The 18,229-nt window shown below is 69.4% G+C and carries 20 protein-coding genes; 16 read left to right on the top strand and 4 right to left on the bottom strand.

Features of this window, described 5'->3' with window-relative positions; translation table 11 throughout:
- Positions 1-5: 5 nt before the first annotated feature.
- The 7 genes from MKW14_RS14030 to MKW14_RS14000 all read left to right on the top strand — a co-directional run bounded on the left by MKW14_RS14030 (position 6) and on the right by MKW14_RS14000 (position 5,616).
- A complete protein-coding gene (locus tag MKW14_RS14030; protein WP_240862722.1) occupies positions 6-893 on the top strand; it encodes a DUF5936 domain-containing protein in 888 nt (295 codons plus the stop codon).
- A 17-nt stretch (positions 894-910) separates the two neighbouring features.
- Positions 911-2,521: a sensor histidine kinase gene (locus MKW14_RS14025; RefSeq protein WP_240862719.1), complete on the top strand. Its 1,611-nt coding sequence runs from the start codon at positions 911-913 to the stop codon at positions 2,519-2,521.
- A gap of 44 nt (positions 2,522-2,565) precedes the next feature.
- Entirely contained in the window at positions 2,566-3,411 is an 846-nt protein-coding gene (locus tag MKW14_RS14020) for a response regulator (RefSeq protein ID WP_240862717.1), read from the top strand.
- A 130-nt stretch (positions 3,412-3,541) separates the two neighbouring features.
- A complete protein-coding gene (locus MKW14_RS14015; RefSeq protein ID WP_240862715.1) occupies positions 3,542-3,772 on the top strand; it encodes a hypothetical protein in 231 nt (76 codons plus the stop codon).
- The gene (locus MKW14_RS14010; RefSeq protein WP_240862713.1) at positions 3,772-4,377 is read left to right on the top strand and encodes a pilus assembly protein TadG-related protein; all 606 of its coding nucleotides are present in this window, start codon (positions 3,772-3,774) and stop codon (positions 4,375-4,377) included. The genes MKW14_RS14015 and MKW14_RS14010 overlap by 1 nt, the downstream gene beginning before the upstream one ends.
- A gap of 16 nt (positions 4,378-4,393) precedes the next feature.
- Positions 4,394-4,978, top strand: a complete 585-nt coding sequence (locus MKW14_RS14005) for a hypothetical protein (RefSeq protein WP_240862711.1) — start codon at positions 4,394-4,396, stop codon at positions 4,976-4,978.
- An 8-nt stretch (positions 4,979-4,986) separates the two neighbouring features.
- A complete protein-coding gene (locus tag MKW14_RS14000) occupies positions 4,987-5,616 on the top strand; it encodes an OmpA family protein (RefSeq protein ID WP_240862708.1) in 630 nt (209 codons plus the stop codon).
- Between the two features lie 7 nt (positions 5,617-5,623).
- On the opposite strand, the gene MKW14_RS13995 is transcribed toward MKW14_RS14000, so the two are convergent.
- Positions 5,624-5,815: a hypothetical protein gene (locus MKW14_RS13995; protein WP_240862706.1), complete on the bottom strand. Its 192-nt coding sequence runs from the start codon at positions 5,813-5,815 to the stop codon at positions 5,624-5,626.
- 9 nt (positions 5,816-5,824) lie between these two features.
- Positions 5,825-6,676, bottom strand: a complete 852-nt coding sequence (locus tag MKW14_RS13990) for a helix-turn-helix domain-containing protein (protein ID WP_240862703.1) — start codon at positions 6,674-6,676, stop codon at positions 5,825-5,827.
- A gap of 292 nt (positions 6,677-6,968) precedes the next feature.
- Between MKW14_RS13990 and MKW14_RS13985 the strand changes: the two genes are divergently transcribed.
- The 4 genes from MKW14_RS13985 to MKW14_RS13970 all read left to right on the top strand — a co-directional run bounded on the left by MKW14_RS13985 (position 6,969) and on the right by MKW14_RS13970 (position 11,125).
- Complete coding sequence (locus tag MKW14_RS13985; protein ID WP_240862865.1) at positions 6,969-7,466, top strand: ATP-binding protein; 498 nt, start codon at positions 6,969-6,971, stop codon at positions 7,464-7,466.
- A 312-nt stretch (positions 7,467-7,778) separates the two neighbouring features.
- Positions 7,779-9,719, top strand: coding sequence for a Flp family type IVb pilin (locus MKW14_RS40890; protein ID WP_276620430.1), 1,941 nt, complete (start codon positions 7,779-7,781; stop codon positions 9,717-9,719).
- Between the two features lie 19 nt (positions 9,720-9,738).
- A complete protein-coding gene (locus MKW14_RS13975) occupies positions 9,739-10,263 on the top strand; it encodes a hypothetical protein (protein WP_240862701.1) in 525 nt (174 codons plus the stop codon).
- 16 nt (positions 10,264-10,279) lie between these two features.
- A complete protein-coding gene (locus MKW14_RS13970) occupies positions 10,280-11,125 on the top strand; it encodes a hypothetical protein (protein WP_240862699.1) in 846 nt (281 codons plus the stop codon).
- Positions 11,126-11,132: 7 nt separating this feature from the next.
- Here the strand turns inward: MKW14_RS13970 and MKW14_RS13965 are convergent, their stop codons facing one another.
- Positions 11,133-11,510, bottom strand: coding sequence for a DUF192 domain-containing protein (locus MKW14_RS13965; RefSeq protein WP_240862697.1), 378 nt, complete (start codon positions 11,508-11,510; stop codon positions 11,133-11,135).
- 297 nt (positions 11,511-11,807) lie between these two features.
- Between MKW14_RS13965 and MKW14_RS13960 the strand changes: the two genes are divergently transcribed.
- From MKW14_RS13960 to MKW14_RS13950, 3 genes are all read left to right on the top strand, one after another.
- Positions 11,808-12,128 carry a hypothetical protein gene (locus MKW14_RS13960; RefSeq protein ID WP_240862695.1) on the top strand — a complete coding sequence of 107 codons (321 nt, stop codon included), beginning with the start codon at positions 11,808-11,810 and terminating at the stop codon, positions 12,126-12,128.
- Entirely contained in the window at positions 12,121-12,915 is a 795-nt protein-coding gene (locus MKW14_RS13955; RefSeq protein WP_308314600.1) for a nucleoside deaminase, read from the top strand. Before MKW14_RS13960 ends, MKW14_RS13955 begins: the two co-directional genes overlap by 8 nt.
- 63 nt (positions 12,916-12,978) lie before the next feature.
- Positions 12,979-13,779, top strand: coding sequence for a class I SAM-dependent methyltransferase (locus MKW14_RS13950; RefSeq protein ID WP_240862691.1), 801 nt, complete (start codon positions 12,979-12,981; stop codon positions 13,777-13,779).
- Positions 13,780-13,797: 18 nt separating this feature from the next.
- On the opposite strand, the gene MKW14_RS13945 is transcribed toward MKW14_RS13950, so the two are convergent.
- Positions 13,798-14,964 carry a winged helix DNA-binding domain-containing protein gene (locus MKW14_RS13945; protein ID WP_240862689.1) on the bottom strand — a complete coding sequence of 389 codons (1,167 nt, stop codon included), beginning with the start codon at positions 14,962-14,964 and terminating at the stop codon, positions 13,798-13,800.
- A 763-nt stretch (positions 14,965-15,727) separates the two neighbouring features.
- Between MKW14_RS13945 and MKW14_RS13940 the strand changes: the two genes are divergently transcribed.
- Both MKW14_RS13940 and phoH2 read left to right on the top strand, forming a co-directional pair.
- Positions 15,728-16,501: an isoprenyl transferase gene (locus MKW14_RS13940; protein WP_240862687.1), complete on the top strand. Its 774-nt coding sequence runs from the start codon at positions 15,728-15,730 to the stop codon at positions 16,499-16,501.
- A 315-nt stretch (positions 16,502-16,816) separates the two neighbouring features.
- The gene (gene phoH2, locus MKW14_RS13935; protein WP_240862686.1) at positions 16,817-18,142 is read left to right on the top strand and encodes an RNA 5'-3' helicase PhoH2; all 1,326 of its coding nucleotides are present in this window, start codon (positions 16,817-16,819) and stop codon (positions 18,140-18,142) included.
- The last annotated feature ends 87 nt before the right edge of the window (positions 18,143-18,229 follow it).

Below are 18,229 nucleotides of genomic sequence, written 5' to 3'. Positions count from 1 at the left end.
AAACGATGGCACTTCTGCTCGCGGCCGTCATGGGCCTGAGTGTCTGGGGCATCTTCGCCGGGATCCGCATGTACCGCGCGGAGGCCAAGCTGCCCGGCGACCTGGTGCTCGCCCTGGAGGTGGGCGCCACCCGCACCGGCGCGGTCGACTCGCTCATCGACCGGCTCGGCATGCGGTATGCGCCCGCCGTCCTGCGCCTGATGGGCCCCACCCTGGTCGCCAGGTACCGCCGCAGGATCGACCTCGCGGGCAACCCCGGCGGCCTGACCATCGACCGCTACGCGGCCCGCCGCGCGGTCTACGGCTTCCTCGGCGCCGTCGGCTTCCTGGTCTTCCTCATGCGGGGCCAGTACTTCGTGGCCCTCCTCCTGCTCGCCTTCGGCGCGTTCTGGACGGAGGTCGGCATCTGGGCCGCGATCCGCATCCGCAAGGACGTCATCGAGCGGACCCTGCCCGACTTCCTGGACGTGCTCGCCGTCGTCGTCAGCGCGGGCCTCGGCTTCCGCCAGGCCCTGGACCGGGTCGCCTCCCGCTACGAGGGCCCCTGGGCGGACGAACTCCGCATCACCCTGCGCCAGATGGACCTCGGCATGAGCCGCCGCCAGGCCTTCGCCGAACTGCGCCGCCGCAACGACTCCGAACAGGTCGCGATGTTCGTGACGGCGCTGCAGCAGGGCGAGGAACTGGGCGCCCCGATCGTCGACACCCTGGTCTCCCTGACCAAGGACATGCGCCGTACGGACGCCCAGAACGCCCGTCGCAAGGCCGCGCGTGCCGTGCCGAGGGCCACGCTGATGATCACCACGTTCATGGTGCCGGCCACCCTGCTCCTGCTCGGCGCGGGTCTGCTGCTGGGCTCGGGCACCGACTTCGGCACGATCACGGGCAAGTAGCGGGGGAGGGCGCGGACATGGCGACGACGAGGGAGGCCACCGGGCTGCTGTGGCGCCGGCCGAGGACGCCGGAGATCACCACCCCGCCGGCCGGCACGGTCCTGCCGGACCACGTGCGCACGGGCGCGCCCGACATCCCGGTCACCTCGGTGACCCCCGCGCTGCCGCCGGGATGGGCTCCGGCGGACGCGCCCCCCCTGCCGGGCGTGCCCCGCCAGGCGACCCGCGCGGACCGCGAGCCGCGGACGACGACGGAACCGGTCGAAGAGGTATCCACCCCCGCCACCGAAGGCCGCCGCCGCAAGACCCCCGAGGCCCCGACGCTGCCCATCCAGGTCAACGCCCTCCAGGCCATGTGCCGTCAGGTCTTCGGCTTCCGTCTGGCCATGATCAGCCTCGCGGCCCCGGCGGCCCTGCTCAACGCGTCCCCCGGCCTCGCGACCCGCCTCGTCGGCGCCGCCGTCGTCGTCACGTTCATGGGCTCGTACGTCCTCTTCCGCGACTGGGAGCGCTTCGGCCCGCTCCTGCTGCGCCACCCGTCCCTGCTCGTCGTGGACACCCTCTTCGGCTTCCTGCTCCTGGTCTCCGCGGGCCCCGACACGACCCTCGCCTACGTCGGCGTCTGCACCCCGCTGCTGGCCGGCATCGTCTACAGCTGGCGCGGCGCGGCCTGCTTCGCCTCGCTGCAGTCGCTGATCCTGCTGATGGTCTACGCGACGAGGAAGGACCTGCACGGCAACCTGGCCGAGTCCCTGCTGCTGCCCGGCCTCTGCGTGATCGCGGGCGCGGTCGGCTCCTCCCTGCGCGGCCTGATGCTCCGCTTCGGCTCGGCGACCCAGGCCCTGACCAAGGTCCAGGCCCGGCTGGCGGTCACCGAGGCGGTCAGCGCCGAACGCGCCCGGCTGGCCCGCGAGATGCACGACTCGGTCGCCAAGACCCTGCACGGCGTGGCCCTCGCCGCCGACGGCCTGGCCGGCTCGGCCGGCGCCGAACGCATGGACCCGGCCCTGGTCAGACAACAGGCGGAACTCGTGTCCCGCTCGGCCCGCCGCGCCGCGTCCGAGGCCCGCGAACTCCTCACCGACCTGCGCCGCGAGAACGACCCCGACCACGGCACGGACGTCCTGGTCGAACTGGCCGCCCGCACCCGCGACTTCAGCACCCGCACCGGCCTGCGCGCGGCCTACCGCCCGATCGGCGAACACGCCGTCCCGCCCGTCCCGCCCGCCGTCGCCCGCCAACTCCTCACCATCGCCACGGAGGCCATGGAGAACGCCCACCGCCACGCCGACCCGACCCGGGTGGAGGTCAACGCGGGCGTCCACGACGGCCTGCTGCGCATCAGCGTGTACGACGACGGCAAGGGCCTCCCACCCGGTACGACCCTCGAACAGCTGCGCCGCGCGGGCCACTTCGGCCTGGTCGGCATGGTCGAGCGGGCCGCCTCGGTGGGCGCCCGCATCCGCATCGGCCGCGGCGGCCACCTCACGGGCACGGAGGTCCGCCTGGAACTCCCGCTGTCGGCCCTGACGACAGTCACCGAACGGACGGACGGGACCGGACGGACGGACCAGACCGAACGGACCGAACGGACGGCACCGACCGCGCCGACCGCACGGACCGCATGAGCACGCAGCCCACGTCCCCCCACGCCCACGAGAGGAGGCCGCCGATGCCGGAACAGGCCTACCCCCACCCCGGTTCCGCGCAGCCGCCGCCGAACCCGTTCCAGGTCCACTCGGCCGCCGCACCGCTCAAGGTGGTGGTGGCGGACGACAACCCCGTGGTCCGCGCGGGCCTGACCGCCCTGCTCTCCGGCCGCGAGGACATCACGGTCGTGGCGGAGGCGGCGGACGGCCGCGAGGCCTACGAGGCGGCCCGTCAGCACCGCCCCGACATCGTCCTCCTGGACGTCCGGATGCCCGGCGTGGACGGCATCTCGGCCCTTCCGTACCTGGTGCCGTTGGCGCCGGTCGTGATGCTCACGTACAGCAGGGAGTCGGAGATCGTCCAGGAGGCGCTGCGCCGGGGAGCGGTGGGTTACCTGGTCCACGGCGAGTTCACGGCGGAAGAACTGGTGTCGGCCGTACGGGACATCAGACAGGGCCGCCCCCACCTCACGGCGACGGCGACGGGAGCGCTGCTGGCGCAACTGCGCGAGACGCGCCGGGCGCCGGGTGAGCCGCTTCCGGAGGGCTTAGGGAGTGCGACTGCATACGCTGACACACCCTCACTCCCCTTGCAGCGCAGCGATTACCCCCAAACCACTTCGCAAACGCAACCATCTGTGGCACAGTTGAGGAAGCGCTACCAACTCAGCACGAGGGAGGCGGAGATCATGGACCTCATCGCGTCCGGCATGACCAACCAGCAGATCGCCGCCACGTGCTTCATCAGCGAGAAGACGGTCAAGAACCACATCAACCGCATCTTCGCCAAGCTCCACAGCACCAGCCGGGCCGAGGCGGCGGCCAAGTGGCTCGGCACGGCGCCCGGTTCGGGCCGAGGGCTGGGGTGAGCGGCCGTGCCGGGATGGGGGAGCGTCTGGGTCCGGGATTGGGCCCGCGATTGGGCCCTGGGGCCCTGGGGCGAACGGGGTGCCGCGCCGTACGGTTCCGGCGTCGGAAGCGAACCCGGAGGGGACCACCATGAGCGACCTGATGCTGAAGAAGGCCGTGGCGGCCAAGGTGCGTGTGAATGGCTGGAAGAACACGACGGTCGAGGCCATGCAGCGTCGCGCCGCCGACAAGGGGCAGACCGCGGTGGAGTATCTGGGGATCATCGCGGTGGTTGTGGCGATCGTGCTGGCGATCACGGGCACGGACATCGGGCAGGCGATTCTCGACGCGATCAAGGCGCAGATCGCCAAGATCACCTGATGCCTTCGCGCAAATTCGGCGACACAGGGCAGGCCTTCCCCATCTACATCATGGTGGTGGCGGGTCTGCTCTTTCTCGCGTTCGCCTACTTCGCGGTCGGCCAGGCCGCGGTGAACCGGAACGGTGCCCAGACCGCGGCCGACGCGGCGGCGCTGGCGGCGGCTCAGCAGACCCGCGACCAACTCGCGGGCCAGTGGACTCTGGACATCCTCGACCCCACCAAGTGGGGGGACATCTTCAAGGGTGTCGGGGCAGTCGACGGATGCGGCCGCGCTGGTCAACTGGCCGCGCAGAACGACGCCAGCTTGGAATCCTGCCAGCACGACGTGCTGAGTTACACGGTCGGGGTCACGACCAACAAGACTGTTGGGCAGTCCGTCGTACCAGGCACCGAGAACATGAAGTCCGATGCCCAGGCCACCGCCGTGATCGAACCCCTCTGCACGTTCGAGTTGCCCGGTGAGGCTGCCGCGGGCGCCCCGTTGCCTGAGCTCACCTGCAAGGACAAGAACTGGGACCTGAATCCGGACGACCCCACGGGTCTGCCCAAGCCTCAGGATCTTTTCGACGTCCACCTGGCCGAGTCACAAGCGAACGACGAGTGAAGAAGGAAGCAGAGTGATGAGCATTCGGTTCACTGCGAGGGCCCGCAGGGGGATGGTCGCGTTCACCGTTGTGGCCGGACTGGCCCTGGGTGCGTCCGGTTGCGGCGGTGGTGGAGGCGACGACGGCAAGAAGCCGCAGACCTCGGCATCCGCCTCCAAGAGCGGCGGGTCCCAGCCGAGTGCTCAGGAAGGGCAGTCCAGCCAGCCCTTGGCCGAACTGAAGGGCCCGAACAGCCTGCTCCTGCAGATCACTTCGGTCACTCGGGACTCCGGTGGATTCGTCACAGTGAACGGAACGCTCAAGAACGACGGGGCCGACACCGCCATCATCCCGTCGAACCTGAGTGGCAACGAGACCGAGATCATCAAGAACGGAAGTTCGCTTGGCGGGGCGACCCTCGTGGACTCCGCGGGCAAGAAGCGCTACTACGTCCTGCGGGACACGGACGGACGGCCTCTGACCACAACGGGTCTGCCGGCCCTGAAGGCGGGACAGTCCCTTCCGGTCTTCATGCAGTTCCCCTCGCCGCCGACGAGCACGACCGACGTGGACTTCCAGCTGCCGGGCTTCGCCACCTCCACGATCAAGATCTCCGGGTGAGGCCCACCGTGACCACCACTCCACGCCTCCCCTTGGTCTTCACGGCGGCCGCCCTCATGGTCGCCGCCAACATCGTCGGTGCCACGGCCACTCACGCCGACGACGACCCCAGCGTCCCCCCGGGGACCGACACGTCGGCCTCCGCCCCGGTAAAGATCGACCCCAACGACCCCGACCTCAAGCTCCCCGAGGGCGCCACCCTCGCCGCCCCCAAGGTCCTCGACATCAAGTCGGTCGTCGAGGACCAGTCCGGGGACGAGCGCCGGGAGGACACCAACACCGAAGTGACCTTCGCGCTGCAGGCCGAGGTGCTGTTCGCCAAGGACAGCGCGAAGCTGAACGCCGACGCGAAGGCCCGGATCGCCGCGATCGCCGACGAGATCAAGAAACAGAACGCGACCCAGGTACGCGTCTTCGGCTTCACGGACAACCTCGGCACTCACGCCCACGGCGTCGTCCTGTCCAAGCAGCGCGCCAACGCCGTACAGGCGGTCCTGGACGACGATCTGAACGACCCGAACATCATCTTCGACGTACGCGGCTACGCCGAGCAGTACCCGATCGCCGACAACTCCACGGAGGACGGCCGCAAGAAGAACCGCCGGGTGGAGGTGACGTTCCCGAGGTCAGGGAGCTGACGTACCGTCAGAGCAGGTGATCCACCTTGCCGGCCTTGATGTCCCGCACCAGCGCCCGCAACGCGTCCCGGCTGTCGCTGAGGTAGCGCTCCTCCTGCCCGGCGACGGCGATGTAGGCGTTGCCTTCGGCGTCGGTGCCTATGCGGAAGCAGTTGTTGCCCTCGGCGCAGAAGGGCTCTTCCCAGATGATCTCAGCCATGTTCGATCCTCAGAGTTGGCGGATGATGCTGTGGATGAAGTCGCGTGATGTCTTCGGGTCCAGGCACTTGGCCTGCCACCAGTCCATGTGGGCCCTGTACTTGGAAAGCTGTGCTTCGGCGTGGGTGAACTCGCCCCCATGGGCCGAATCCAGCTGCACTGTGTCGAGTTGGGAGACGACGCCGCTCGCGTAGAGCACCGCGTGTCCGGCACCGGGAAAGGCGCCCACCTCGACCGGGAGAACCCGGACTTCGACGTTGTCGTGCTCCGACATCTCACACAGGTGCTGCAGTTGCTCTCGAGTCGTCCGACGGCCGCCGAACTGCATCCGAAGCGCCCACTCATGGACGTAAGCGATGTACTCGACGGGATTATCGCGTTCCAGTACCTGCTGCCGCTGCACCCGCTGGGCCACCCGCAGCTCCACCTCTGACTTGGACAACGGCGGTAGAGCCGAGTCGAAGATTGCGCGTGCGTACCCGCTCAGCTGCAGCAGGCCGGGGACATGGACCGTTTGCAGAGTCCGCAGCCGCGTGGCGAACCACTCCAACTCGGCTACGTCCAGCAACCCTTGCGGAAGGTGCCCTCGGTACTGGTCCCACCAGCCCCGCACGCGAGTGTCGGCCATGGCGACCAGTCCCTCGACGTACGCCTCGTCCGGGCAGTCGTAGTTGCTGGCCAGTATCCGGATGCGCTCGGGGGAGACGGTGCGGATGCCCGACTCCATGTTGGACACTTTCGTACGGTCCAGCCCGAGCAATCCGGCGGCGTACTCCGTGGTCTTGCCTGCCGCGAGCCGCATCTTCCGCAACTCGGCGCCCAGACGCTTTTGGCGCTCGGTCGGCGTGGGCCGTGTTGGCATCAGCAGCCTTCTTCCCCTCTTGGTCGGGCTCAGTCTGCCCTGGGACCTTCACCGATCCAACTCGATGGAGGCAATGTTCGTGATTGAGTGGCACATGTGCCACTGATTCTTCTACAGTCAGTGACAGGTCGATTACGACCGCCCGCTGCCCAACCGGAAGCGCATCGCGCGAGCCTGCCCGCAGTCTCCTCCCCTGGGAGGGGTGGGCCGCGTCAGGGAGACAAGCCACCGTGCGGCGCACCGGAGTTTCAATCCACCCTCTGACCAAGGGAGTTCAGCTGTGCCCACACCCATGACGACGTGCCTCCCCACTCCCGCCCTCGAACTCCCGCCGCCCCCGCCCACACCCGAAAACCTCACCTACAGCCTCACCCTGCCCGCCGCCCCGCAGAGCCCGGCGATCGCGAGGGCGGCCACGCGGAGCATCCTGCGCGCCCACGACCTGCTCGACGTCACGGACGCGGCTGTCCAGGTCGTGAGCGAACTCGCCGCCTGTGCCTGCCGGTTCACCCCCGCAGCCGAGGTCTACGTCTCACTCCGCTACCGCGACGCCGCCCTCCGCGTGATCCTCTACGACAGTCACCCCCGCCACACCCACCCCCGCCTCGCCGTCGCCTGCGACGCCCGCCGCCGCTCCACCCTGCGGCTGCTGTCCTGCGTGGTCCGCTCCTGCGAAGGCGACTGGGGCTTCGGCGACGCCCGCGAACCGGGCGGCGGCACGCGCATGTGGGCGGTACTGCCGAGGAAGGGAGCCGGAGCCTATTCGGGCACCGGACGCACGTATGAGTGAAGCCGCCCGGTGAAGGGGCTCTCGCCTCTCGGAGCCCCCTACGTTCGGTTGTGTCCGAGCCGAACATGATCGAGCTGGAACAGGAAGTGAGGGCCTGGATGGACCGGCTGACCTCGCAGCACCATCGCCAGGTCGAGACCCAGACCGGATGCCCTTTCCCCTTGGGCGTTGATTTGGGTCTACGGGCCCATGCTGCCCGACCGCCTCCCCCCTACCGTCGGTCCCTGTCGTAGACCGCATTGAGGCCGTGGCCTGCTGCCTGGCCTCACATGAACCCGCGTGTTCCAGCGGGTGGTTGACGAGGGGACGGGAATGACGTCGGTCGGGGGAGTGGCGGAGTGGCCGGGGGACGGGCGCGAGCCCGCAGACCGCGGGGAGCCACCGCGCCCGCTGTCGGTGGCCTTCATCCTCCTCCACGTCCTCCTCGCCTTCACCGTCCTCGGCGCCCTCGGCATCCTGCTCACCGCCGCCTCGTACGACACCCTCGACGCGGGAGTCGTCGCCCGCGTCGCCTACGCCGCCGCCCCCGGCACCCTCGGCTGGTGGCTCGCCCGGCACAGCCGGCACGGCGGCCCCTGGACGCGGCGCGGGCTCGTCGCCGTACAGGCATGGCTGATCCTCGCCAGCCTGGCCAACCTCGCCGCCGGTTCCGGCCGCGCCGGACTCCAGCTCTTCCTCCCCACCCTCATCCTCTGCTTCCTTCTCCAGCCGGAGAGCAGGCAGTGGTACGCCACCCCCGCCCCCGACCGCGCCGGGCACCGCCCCTTCTCCCTCGCCCGCATGATCCGCTGGCGCCGCGACGACGGCCAGACGGCCGTCGAGTACGCCGGCCTGGTCGCCATCGTCGCCGCCATCATCACGGCGCTGCTGGTCAGCAGCCTGGGCCCGCAGATCTACGGCGGCATCGAGGCCCAGGTCTGCAAGGTCACCGGCATGGCCTGCCCGCCCGCGCCCGCGGGCGGCGGCATGGACGCAAGGTCAGGCGACGGTACCGGAGCCAACACCGAACACCACACCGCAGGAACCACCACCGACACGGACCACCACAAGGACCCAGGCACCGGCGCGTCGCACGACCCCGGCTGCTTCTCCGGCGTCGGCGCCTTCTTCGGCTGCGCGGGCGACCAGATCAAACAGGTCGGCCAAGGCATCTTCGTGGATGGCGTCTGGGGCGACGTCACCGGCATCTACGACATCGTCCGCCACCCCGTCGACACCCTGAAGGGCATCGGCGACTACGGCGGACAACTCGGCCACGACTGGATGAACAACACCCAGGACGCCCGCGACAAGTGGTCCAAGGGTGATCACCTGGGCGCCATCCTGGGCTGGGGCGGCGCCTCGCTGAAAACCGGCGGAACCGTCCTCTACGACATCTTCATCGGCGACGACACGGCCAACGACTGGAAGAACGGCCACAAGACCCGCGCCGTCAGCCACGTCCTGTGGAACATCGGCTCCCTCTTCATCCCCGGCTACGACGGCGCCAAGCTCGTCGAAAAGGTCGGTGACCTCGGCAAGCTCGGCAAACTCGGCAGGCTCGCGGAGGAAGCGGCCGAGGCCGCGGAGGACGCGAAGCGAGCAGCCAAGGCGGGTGATGCCGCGGCGGCCGAAAAGGCGGCCAAGAAGGCCGACGAGGCGGCCGAGGAAGCCGAGAGGAAGGCCAGACAGGCCGGCTGCACGATCGCATCGCCGCGCCCCCGGATCCCGTACGACGGCACGGCCCCGGACAGCAGCGGCAACGTAACCGGTTCCGCCGGCACCGGAACCACGGTCCTCGCGTCGGGCGACCCCGGCTACGTCGTACTCGCGGAGGACGGCTGCGACGAGGAGGCCAGGAAGGTGGCCGAGGAGGCGCGCAAGAAGGCCGCCGAAGCCGATCACGCCGCCGGCCGCATGACCAAGGAGGAGTCCGAGGCGGCCCGGAAACCGACGGTCGGCCAAGGGGATCCGAAGAGGTTCAAGGACCATTTCCTGCGCCACAAGAAACTGGTGGAGGACGCGCTCGGCACGAAGTACAAGAAGCTCAAAGAGGACGGCCCGCAGTTCCTGAGGGACATCGAGGCCAACATCAAGAACGGCACCTTCAAACTCGTGGGCGAGGGCACGCTGAAGAAGGGCGAGGCGGCGGGACTCATCTACCGTGGCAAGGGTGTGACCATCGTGCTGCACGAGAACGGCGACTTCTGGACCGCCCTGAAGTCGGGCGAGGGCCTGGACACCTCGATCGAGATCACCCTGAAGGCCCAATGACCGAGTGACAGGAGTGACAATGTCCCCTGCGGGAGCGACTCCCTGGAACAGGGTCGAACAGATCCTGCGGCAGCGGCACGTGACGGATGTGCTGGTTCCGGGACGCATCGACCGCGAAGAGCGGATCCCACGCTTCTCCCCGCAGCCGCTCGTCGTGTTCGTCGCGCTCGCCGAGGGAGCCCTGCGTCTGGAATCGGTCGGCGGGCACGGTCAGTTGAAGGTCCGAGAAGTGGACTCAGTCGAACTGGGCGGTGTCGAACTCTTCGCCGCCATCGAGGCAGAAGGCGACGAACTCGCCCTCGCCTCCCAGGGCGAACAACTCTTCGGTGACAGCTGGGATCGCTTGCGCTGCACCACCGTCCGCCCCTACACGGACACCCAGTCGAAGCCCGACGAGGGCGTGATCAAGTGCCTCGCCGTCGAACTCGAGTCCCGCTACTGGATTTTCTTCGACCCGACCTGGCCTTTCGGCATCAGGATCGGAAACGCCGAGGACATGCGCCGCTGGGAACGGGAGTACGGCGACACCACCCATAGCCACTGAAGCCCGGACGGCGACCTTGCTGCTCGCGAACCTCTTCACCGTCGCCCACCTCGACCCCACGGCACTCCGACGAGCCCTGGCAAGCGCACTGACGGTCCCAGCCGAGGCGGTCGACGTGGCCGACGCGGACGGGGACCAAGAGGTACGACGCTGGGACGCACCCGTCCTGTGCACGTACCGTCTGTTGTCGCCACCGGGTGACCTGGCGCTGGAGCTGGACATCAGCGTCAGCGGTGCGACGGCGTCCGCCTTGACAGAGGCGGACCTGGCGTCCCGGCTGGCGCTCTGGACGACGACATCGATCCTCCACCCCGCCCTGGATCTCACCCTGGACAGCGCCTACTGGATCAGGACCCCGGACGGCCGGGCCGTGCGCTGTCGCCTGGAGACGATCGACTCGGACGAGGACACGACGTACCGGGTCGACATGGCCGAGCAGGCGGTGCCCGACCTCCCCCGGGCGACGGTGGACCCCCTCCCCGAAGCCCTCGACCACGAACCCCTACCGACCCCCGTATCCGATGCCTTCCTGGCCGGCTACCCGAGGGGCACGACGTCGAGCGCGGAGGGGCGCGTGCACTACGCCCTGCGTGTATGGGAGAGGCTCGTCCGCCGACTCGAGAGCGGGTGGCAGCCTTCAGGGACGTATCGGGAGGACCTGTTCATGCGCGATCTGGAAGCCCGGGACTGCCTTGCGCAACTCGTCCAGGAAATCGACGGCGTGCACGCCGACGCTCTGCGGTCCGCAATCGCCGACATCGACCGCATCTTCCGCAACCACACCGGTCCCGGACTGAGCCGGGAACCAGATCGCCGGTGGTGGCACCGGCGAGTCGAACAAGCTCCGTGGCGACACACCTGATCTGGGATCAGGTGTTGACCGTTACATCCACCTGCACCCCTGCCCTGATCCCCCAGCCCACCATGGCCCCCGCCTCCGCCTCCAACACATGCCGCGACCGAAGCCGAGGCAACCCCAGGCGTCCCGGCTTCATGGTGCGGACGGCGATGACGGTGAGCCGCCGATCGAGGTAGGCCACGTCGATCGGGAGTCGCATACGAAAGGTGTGGATGCTGTTGGCCGGCGACAGCAGGAGCACACCGTCAACGGAGTCCCGCCCCAACAACCCTTTGGTGCGAGCCCGATACGAACTGGCGATCTCCAACGGCAGAACGATAGCAGCCCCCTCGCCGTCCGCAGCGCATACGACCAACTCGCCCCGCCCGTCCCGCCACCGCCGCGCCATCTCCAGGAACCTCCCAGCCTCATTGGCGTGTTCGCCAACGCCCGTGAACTGAACCTATGGGCAGGGAGCAGTCCGCGCATGGGTCCAGGGGCCCATGCCGCACGGGACCCCGGTTCACCGCCTTCGTTGCGCTACGAAACAGTGACGGTGGCACTTCATCAACACGGTCGACTTTCATGCGCATTTGCCCGTCTCGGAGCCCTGCTGGTGACGTGAAGCCGCCCGGCGTCCCTCAGGCCTCACCGATAGCGCTCTGCTCCGGGCAGAGCGCTGGCCAAGGTTCATGACCGCCAAGCGATGGCTCCGGAAGAGGTCATACCCATCGCGGCGCGAGCTGGATGGACCGGCGACCAGTGGTCCAGCACCTACGTGAACATCAAGGGACGCAAGACGGCGCCGGGGCGCCGGGTGTTGGTCCGGTTCTGGGCACCGGAGATCAGAAAGAAGAGTGACACGCTGGAGTCCGATCTGAGGATCTTCAGTGGCCGCTACTTCGTCATGTCCTTTCTCGGAGCCGCACTGGGCGGCTATTGGCAGCTGTGGCTCGGAGTCGGGATCTGCGCCGCGGTGCAAGCGGGTATCTGGTACACCAACAGGCGGGCCAGCGGCCATGATTGACAACCCAACGCGCCCGCCGCCTCTGTCCGTGTCGTCACCAATCCCGCCGGCCCGCCCACTCCCCCCGGGGCATCCCATGCCACTGCCCAGTCAGCCGCACGACCCGCACGTCCCCCCATCGCATCAAACGCCGCAGACCCAGGCGACGTCAGAGGCAACAGCACGTGTCCCGGACACCGCGAACGCGCCCGACACCCTGGACCCCCTCTGGCAGCTCCCCTTCGAGCTCGCCTGGGAAGCTCTTCAGGCCGGCAGTCGTCCTGTCGGTGCCGTCGTCGTGGACCGTGCTGGGCAGGTCGTCGCCGTCGGGCGCAACCGGAGTCAGGAGTCCGTCGCGCCGCCCGGACAGCTCGCCGGCACCAACATCGCCCACGCCGAGATCAACGCCCTCGCCCAGTTGCCGGCCCGCGGTGACACCGACGGACACCGGCTCTACACCACCCTCGAACCGTGCCTCCTGTGCAGCAGCGCGCTCATTCACAGTCACGTCCGCCATGTGGTGTATGCCGCCCCCGACCCGGTCTGGCGCGGCATCGAGCGCGTCCCGGGCGTGGGTGGGCTCATCGCCGACCGGTGGGCGCGGCGGGAGGGGCCGGTCGAAGGACCGCTCGCGGTGTTCGGCGCCCTGCTCATGCAGATGTGGGAAGTGCTGCACAACGGTGGCGGTGTCGGGAGCGGTGTCGAAGGCGACGCGGGACGTACGGTCCGCCGTTGTCTCGCCATCGACGGGCTCCTCGACGCGCCGACAGTGCACAGGGCGTACATCCTCGTGCGACCGCACCTGTGAGAAACCGCGGGGCCCCAGAAAAACCAGCGGCGCCGACCAGCACTTCCTTGCCAGGATCACCCCATGGCCCCTCAACACCGAACCAGTGAACCTCGTACCTTCGACGAACTCGTCGCCGAAGGCGTAGCCGTGCCCACCGACGGATGGGACTTCTCCTGGTTCGAGGGGCGGGCCACCGAGGCGCGGCCCTCGTGGGGGTACGCCGTCTCGCTCGCGGAGCGTCTCGCGCGGGCCTCCGCCGTACTCGACGTCCAGACCGGGGGAGGGGAGGTCCTGGACTTCGCCCTCGGGCGGGCCCCGAGGACCCCCGTGCTCACCGTCGCCACCGAGGGCTGGCCGCCCAACGTCGCCAAGGCCACCGAGCTGCTCCGCCCCCGCGGCACCGCGGTCGTCGCCGCCCACGCGGACGCGCCGTTGCCCTTCGCGGACGGCGCCTTCGACCTCGTCAGCAGCCGGCACCCCGTCACCCCGCACTGGACGGAGATCGCCCGCGTCCTGCAGCCGGGCGGAACGTACTTCGCCCAGCACGTCGGGCCCCGCAGTGTCTTCGAACTCGTCGAGTACTTCCTCGGCCCCCAGCCGGAGGCCTCCCTCGGCGACCGTCATCCCGACCGCGAACGCGCCGGTGCCGAGGCCGTCGGCCTGGAGATCGTCGACCTGCGTGCCGAGCGGCTGCGGATCGAGTTCCACGACATCGCGGCCGTCGTCCACTTCCTGCGCAAGGTCATCTGGATGGTCCCGGGCTTCACCGTCGAGGCCTACGAGCCCCAACTCCGCGCCCTGCACGAGCGGATCGAGTCCGAGGGCCCCTTCGTCGCCCACAGCACCCGGCACCTCATCGAGGCCCGCAAGCCCGTCCGCTGAAACAAAGGTCAGTGACACCTACGCGTGCGGCCCCACCTCCACCTTCCCCAACACCAACTCCGCCGCCGTCCCCAGCACTTCACCCACCCGGTCCACCCGCTCCCCCAACTCCCGCTCCTGCCGCCCCGTCAGCCGCCCGAGCGGCTCCACCGTCACCGTCGTACGGCGGCCCCGGCGCCGCTGGTGCCATACGCCCGCCACCACTCCGTCGACCAGCAGTACGGGGTAGTTGCCGGCCTGCCCGCCCGCCAGCGCCCTCCGGTAGGCGTCGCCCGGGAACAGTGACTCCCGGGGCTGCGCGGCGATGCCGTACGCGTCGAAGTAGGGCAGCAGCCGGACGCCGCGCACCCGTTCCTCGGGGAACTCCGTGTCGCCGGCCGCGATCCACCAGTCCCCGGCGCCCTCGAAGACGACTTCCTCGATCGCGCCCGCCCCGGCGAGCGTGCCGAACAGTTCGGCGGCCCAACTGGGCTTCGCCGCCAGCCACTTCGCGAAGGTCCGCGGGGTCGCGGGGCCGTACGCGCGCAGGTAGCGTCGTACCAGCTCACCCAGGGCCTCGTGCGGCGGGAGCGGGGTGAAGCGGGGCGGGCGGGTGAAGGCCGTCCTGCGGCCGCGGCCGCGGACACTGTCCGGCGCGAAGCACAGTGCGCCGGACTGGCCGGCCCGGTGCATCACCTGGCGCCAGCGCGGCCAGAGGTCCTGGAAGGCGGGCATGACCCGGTCGCCGGCCCAGGAGCCGGTGCGGGCGACGACCTCCTCGCCCAGTTCGTCCAGGGTCAGACACCTCCCGTCGAGCGCGTCCGCGATCGCCGCGAGGATCCGCTCCGCCTGTTCCTCGCTCACCCGCACGTCGGGCGCGGGTTGACTCGCCGCCGAGCGCACGGCGGGCAACGCCGAACTCCACAGGGGGAGTTCGGCGGCCGGCAGCAGATGGACGGTGCCGCGCGGGCCGTACGTCTTCACGAGCGCGCGCTCCTCCCACAGCGCGCCGCGCACCTCGTCCCGTGTCACTCCCGTCGCCCGTACTCCCACCGACAGCTCGGCGGCCGACAGCACCTGTGCGTGCGCGCCGAGCATCGCGGCGACGATGTCGGCGACCGGAGTGCCCCGCTCAGCAGGGTTGGCCAGGAACTGCCGCTCCAGCCGCCGTGCGCTCGCCTCGCTCCAGCTGATCCTCAGGGTCATGGGGCGACCGTACGGGCGGACTAGGACGGTTTCTGTCCCAGATGGGCCCCCGACGGTCCCCGACGGTCCCCGATGGACCCCCGACGGTCCCCGACGGCTCCCCGGCGTGTCCCAGACCTGCCACGGGACCCGAGACCCTCCTGGGTCGCGGTTTCCGCATCGTTATGGCCGCGAGTGGCATTCAGCCCCACGTGTCACGTAAGTTCAGACCAAGGTAATTCGCGTAAGCAAAGTTGCGCGGGCGGCACCGCGCAGTGGAGGGGGCTGCGCGGTGCCGTTTTCCCGGGGGCGCGGTCCGCTTCGGCGTCAAGCGGACGTTCGCGGCCCGGGTCACCCACCCGGGCGATGCCGACGTCGATCAGCCAAACGCCGCACACTGTTCCGCTTTCCGTCACTGCCCGTCGTTTTCCCTGAGAAACCGCTGTGATCCGGCCATGAACCCTCTGTGGAAACCCGTTGCGACGACGACCCGGGCGTCGCCGTTCGATTCCGGAGAGTAGTTATGGCATGCCGATGCACGCAGCATCACTTACGAAGGGTTATGGTGGAAACCCCCCCTCGGGCCGGTCCGTCTCCCCCCCACGGACCGGCCCGTTTTTTGTGCACGCATGGGGCACACATGGGGCGCACCGGGGTACTCCCCAAGGGGGCTCCCGCCTTCGGCGCCAACAGCCCGCCCGAGCCCTGAAATAGGCGCCCGCTGCAACCACCGGTAGGCTGCGGGCCGCGGGGACCGCATCGGTACGGAGGGGCTGACGATCACGTGAACCTGCGCGACAAGCTGCGCGGCCTGTTGGTCAGGTTGTACGCACGCCGGGTGGAAGGCCACCTGGACCACGCTCAGGTGCCCAAGCACATCGGCGTCATCATGGACGGCAACCGCCGTTGGGCGAAGGCGGCCGGCTCCACGACCGTGCACGGTCACCGCGCCGGCGCGGAGAAGATCGAGGAGTTCCTCGGCTGGTGCACGGAGACGGACGTCGAGGTCGTCACCCTCTGGCTGCTGTCGACGGACAACTTCGACCGTCCGCAGGAGGAGCTCGGCCCGCTGCTCGGGATCATCGAGGACGTCGTACGGACGCTCGCGGCCGACGGCCGCTGGCGCGTGCACCACGTCGGCACCCTCGACCTGCTGCCGTCCCGGATGCAGACCACCCTGAAGGAGGCCGAGGAGGCCACCGCCGGCGTCGACGGGATACTCGTCAACGTCGCCATCGGCTACGGCGGCCGTCAGGAGATCGCCGACGCGGTGCGCTCCATGCTCCTGGACGCCCACGACAAGGGCACCGCGATGGAGGACCTGGCCGAGGCCGTCGACGTCGACATGATCGGCCGCCACCTCTACACCGGCGACCAGCCCGATCCCGACCTGGTCATCCGCACCAGCGGCGAGCAGCGGCTGTCCGGTTTCATGCTGTGGCAGACCGCGCACTCGGAGTACTACTTCTGCGAGGTCTTCTGGCCGGCCTTCCGCAAGGTCGACTTCCTGCGCGCTCTGCGTGACTACGCGGCGCGACACAGGCGTTACGGCGGCTGACGCACAGGTCGGGCGTCTACCCCTTTTGGGGCGGAAGTAACAATGAGTTCACCGGAGCGCCGCCATACGTGTCGGCATGGTGACGCATGTTCGAGGGCATAAGCCAGTCAGGTCGATGCCCGAACCACGGGTGTCGGATCTCAGCGGGCGGCACGGGGCCGTCCGCCCGGGAGGCCCTTTGCACCAGCCCGACCGTGCGGTTCCAGCGCGGAAGACAAGGCGGAGGGCCGGTCACCGGCCCGTGCATCGCGGCCGTCGACCGGTCCAGCTCCACTCCGTCGCTCCCCGACCTCATCCGAGGGGGTACGTCCTTCCGTGGTGACCAGCACAAAGCGCCACAAGCCAGACCGGCGCACCTATGTTCTCGACACCAGCGTCCTGCTGGCCGACCCGAACGCCCTGAGCCGCTTCGACGAGCACGAGGTCGTGCTCCCCATCGTCGTGGTCACGGAGCTGGAGGCGAAGCGGCACCATCCCGAGCTCGGCTACTTCGCCCGGCAGGCCCTGCGTCTGCTGGACGAGTTCCGGGTGAAGTACGGCCGCCTCGACGCCCCCATTCCGATCGGGGAGCTGGGCGGGACCGTCCGTGTCGAGCTCAACCACTCGGACCCCAGCGTTCTGCCGACCGGCTACCGCCTGGGGGACAACGACTCCCGCATCCTCGCGGTCGCCCGCAATCTGCAGGCCGAGGGGTTCGACGTCACCGTCGTGTCGAAGGACCTGCCGCTCAGGATCAAGGCCTCGTCCGTCGGTCTCCTCGCCGAGGAGTACCGCGCGGAACTCGCCATCACGGACTCCTCCGGCTGGACCGGGATGTCCGAGCTGACCCTGCCCGCCGAGCAGGTGGACATCCTCTTCGAGGAGGGGCACGTCTACGTCCCCGAGGTGTCCGACCTGCCCGTGCACACCGGTCTGACCATCCACTCCGAGCGCGGCAAGGCGCTCGGCCGGGTCACGGCGGAGGGCAACGTCCGTCTGGTGCGCGGCGACCGGGAGGCGTTCGGCATCAAGGGCCGCAGCGCCGAGCAGCGGATCGCGCTCGACCTGCTGCTCGACCCGGACGTCGGGATCGTCTCGATGGGCGGCCGGGCCGGCACCGGCAAGTCGGCGCTCGCGCTGTGCGCGGGTCTCGAGGCGGTCCTGGAGCGCCGTCAGCACCAGAAGGTGATGGTCTTCCGTCCGCTGTACGCGGTGGGCGGGCAGGAGCTGGGCTATCTGCCGGGCTCCGAGGCCGAGAAGATGAGCCCCTGGGCGCAGGCGGTCTTCGACACGCTGTCCGCGGTCACCAGCCGCGAGGTCATCGAGGAGGTCACCGCGCGCGGGATGCTCGAGGTCCTGCCGCTCACCCACATCCGCGGCCGCTCGCTGCACGACGCGTTCGTGATCGTGGACGAGGCGCAGTCCCTGGAACGTAACGTCCTGCTGACCGTTCTGTCCCGGATCGGCGCCAATTCACGGGTGGTTCTCACCCATGACGTGGCACAGCGGGACAATCTGCGCGTAGGGCGCTACGACGGTGTCGTCGCCGTCGTGGAGAAGCTGAAGGGACACCCGCTCTTCGCCCATGTGACCCTGACGAGGTCCGAGAGGTCCCAGATCGCGGCTCTCGTGACAGAGATGCTGGAAGACGGTCAAATCTGACCGTTCGCGCACCAGTTGGCGCCGTCCCGCAAAGGCTGTGAGCCTAGTGGGGCGGCGCTTTGACGTGTGGCGGTTTCGCGAAATCCC

It is taken from the genome of Streptomyces gilvus (assembly GCF_022513565.1).
GTDB classification, from domain to species: domain Bacteria; phylum Actinomycetota; class Actinomycetes; order Streptomycetales; family Streptomycetaceae; genus Streptomyces; species Streptomyces gilvus.
Note: the sequence above shows the minus strand (reverse complement) of the source record. Positions and strands in the feature narration are given on the sequence as shown.

Excerpts from the sequence above, each read along its gene's own strand:
- MKW14_RS13960 (WP_240862695.1), top strand. The coding sequence starts at position 11,808 with ATGGCTCCGGAAGAGGTCATACCCATCGCGGCGCGAGCTGGATGGACC.
- MKW14_RS14015 (WP_240862715.1), top strand. The coding sequence starts at position 3,542 with ATGAGCGACCTGATGCTGAAGAAGGCCGTGGCGGCCAAGGTGCGTGTG.
- MKW14_RS13950 (WP_240862691.1), top strand. The coding sequence starts at position 12,979 with ATGGCCCCTCAACACCGAACCAGTGAACCTCGTACCTTCGACGAACTC.
- MKW14_RS13965 (WP_240862697.1), bottom strand. The coding sequence starts at position 11,510 with ATGGCGCGGCGGTGGCGGGACGGGCGGGGCGAGTTGGTCGTATGCGCT.
- MKW14_RS13975 (WP_240862701.1), top strand. The coding sequence starts at position 9,739 with ATGTCCCCTGCGGGAGCGACTCCCTGGAACAGGGTCGAACAGATCCTG.
- MKW14_RS40890 (WP_276620430.1), top strand. The coding sequence starts at position 7,779 with ATGACGTCGGTCGGGGGAGTGGCGGAGTGGCCGGGGGACGGGCGCGAG.
- MKW14_RS13995 (WP_240862706.1), bottom strand. The coding sequence starts at position 5,815 with ATGGCTGAGATCATCTGGGAAGAGCCCTTCTGCGCCGAGGGCAACAAC.
- MKW14_RS14025 (WP_240862719.1), top strand. The coding sequence starts at position 911 with ATGGCGACGACGAGGGAGGCCACCGGGCTGCTGTGGCGCCGGCCGAGG.
- MKW14_RS13955 (WP_308314600.1), top strand. The coding sequence starts at position 12,121 with ATGATTGACAACCCAACGCGCCCGCCGCCTCTGTCCGTGTCGTCACCA.
- MKW14_RS14020 (WP_240862717.1), top strand. The coding sequence starts at position 2,566 with ATGCCGGAACAGGCCTACCCCCACCCCGGTTCCGCGCAGCCGCCGCCG.
- MKW14_RS13985 (WP_240862865.1), top strand. The coding sequence starts at position 6,969 with ATGACGACGTGCCTCCCCACTCCCGCCCTCGAACTCCCGCCGCCCCCG.
- MKW14_RS14030 (WP_240862722.1), top strand. The coding sequence starts at position 6 with ATGGCACTTCTGCTCGCGGCCGTCATGGGCCTGAGTGTCTGGGGCATC.
- MKW14_RS13990 (WP_240862703.1), bottom strand. The coding sequence starts at position 6,676 with ATGCCAACACGGCCCACGCCGACCGAGCGCCAAAAGCGTCTGGGCGCC.
- MKW14_RS14010 (WP_240862713.1), top strand. The coding sequence starts at position 3,772 with ATGCCTTCGCGCAAATTCGGCGACACAGGGCAGGCCTTCCCCATCTAC.
- MKW14_RS14005 (WP_240862711.1), top strand. The coding sequence starts at position 4,394 with ATGAGCATTCGGTTCACTGCGAGGGCCCGCAGGGGGATGGTCGCGTTC.
- MKW14_RS13945 (WP_240862689.1), bottom strand. The coding sequence starts at position 14,964 with ATGACCCTGAGGATCAGCTGGAGCGAGGCGAGCGCACGGCGGCTGGAG.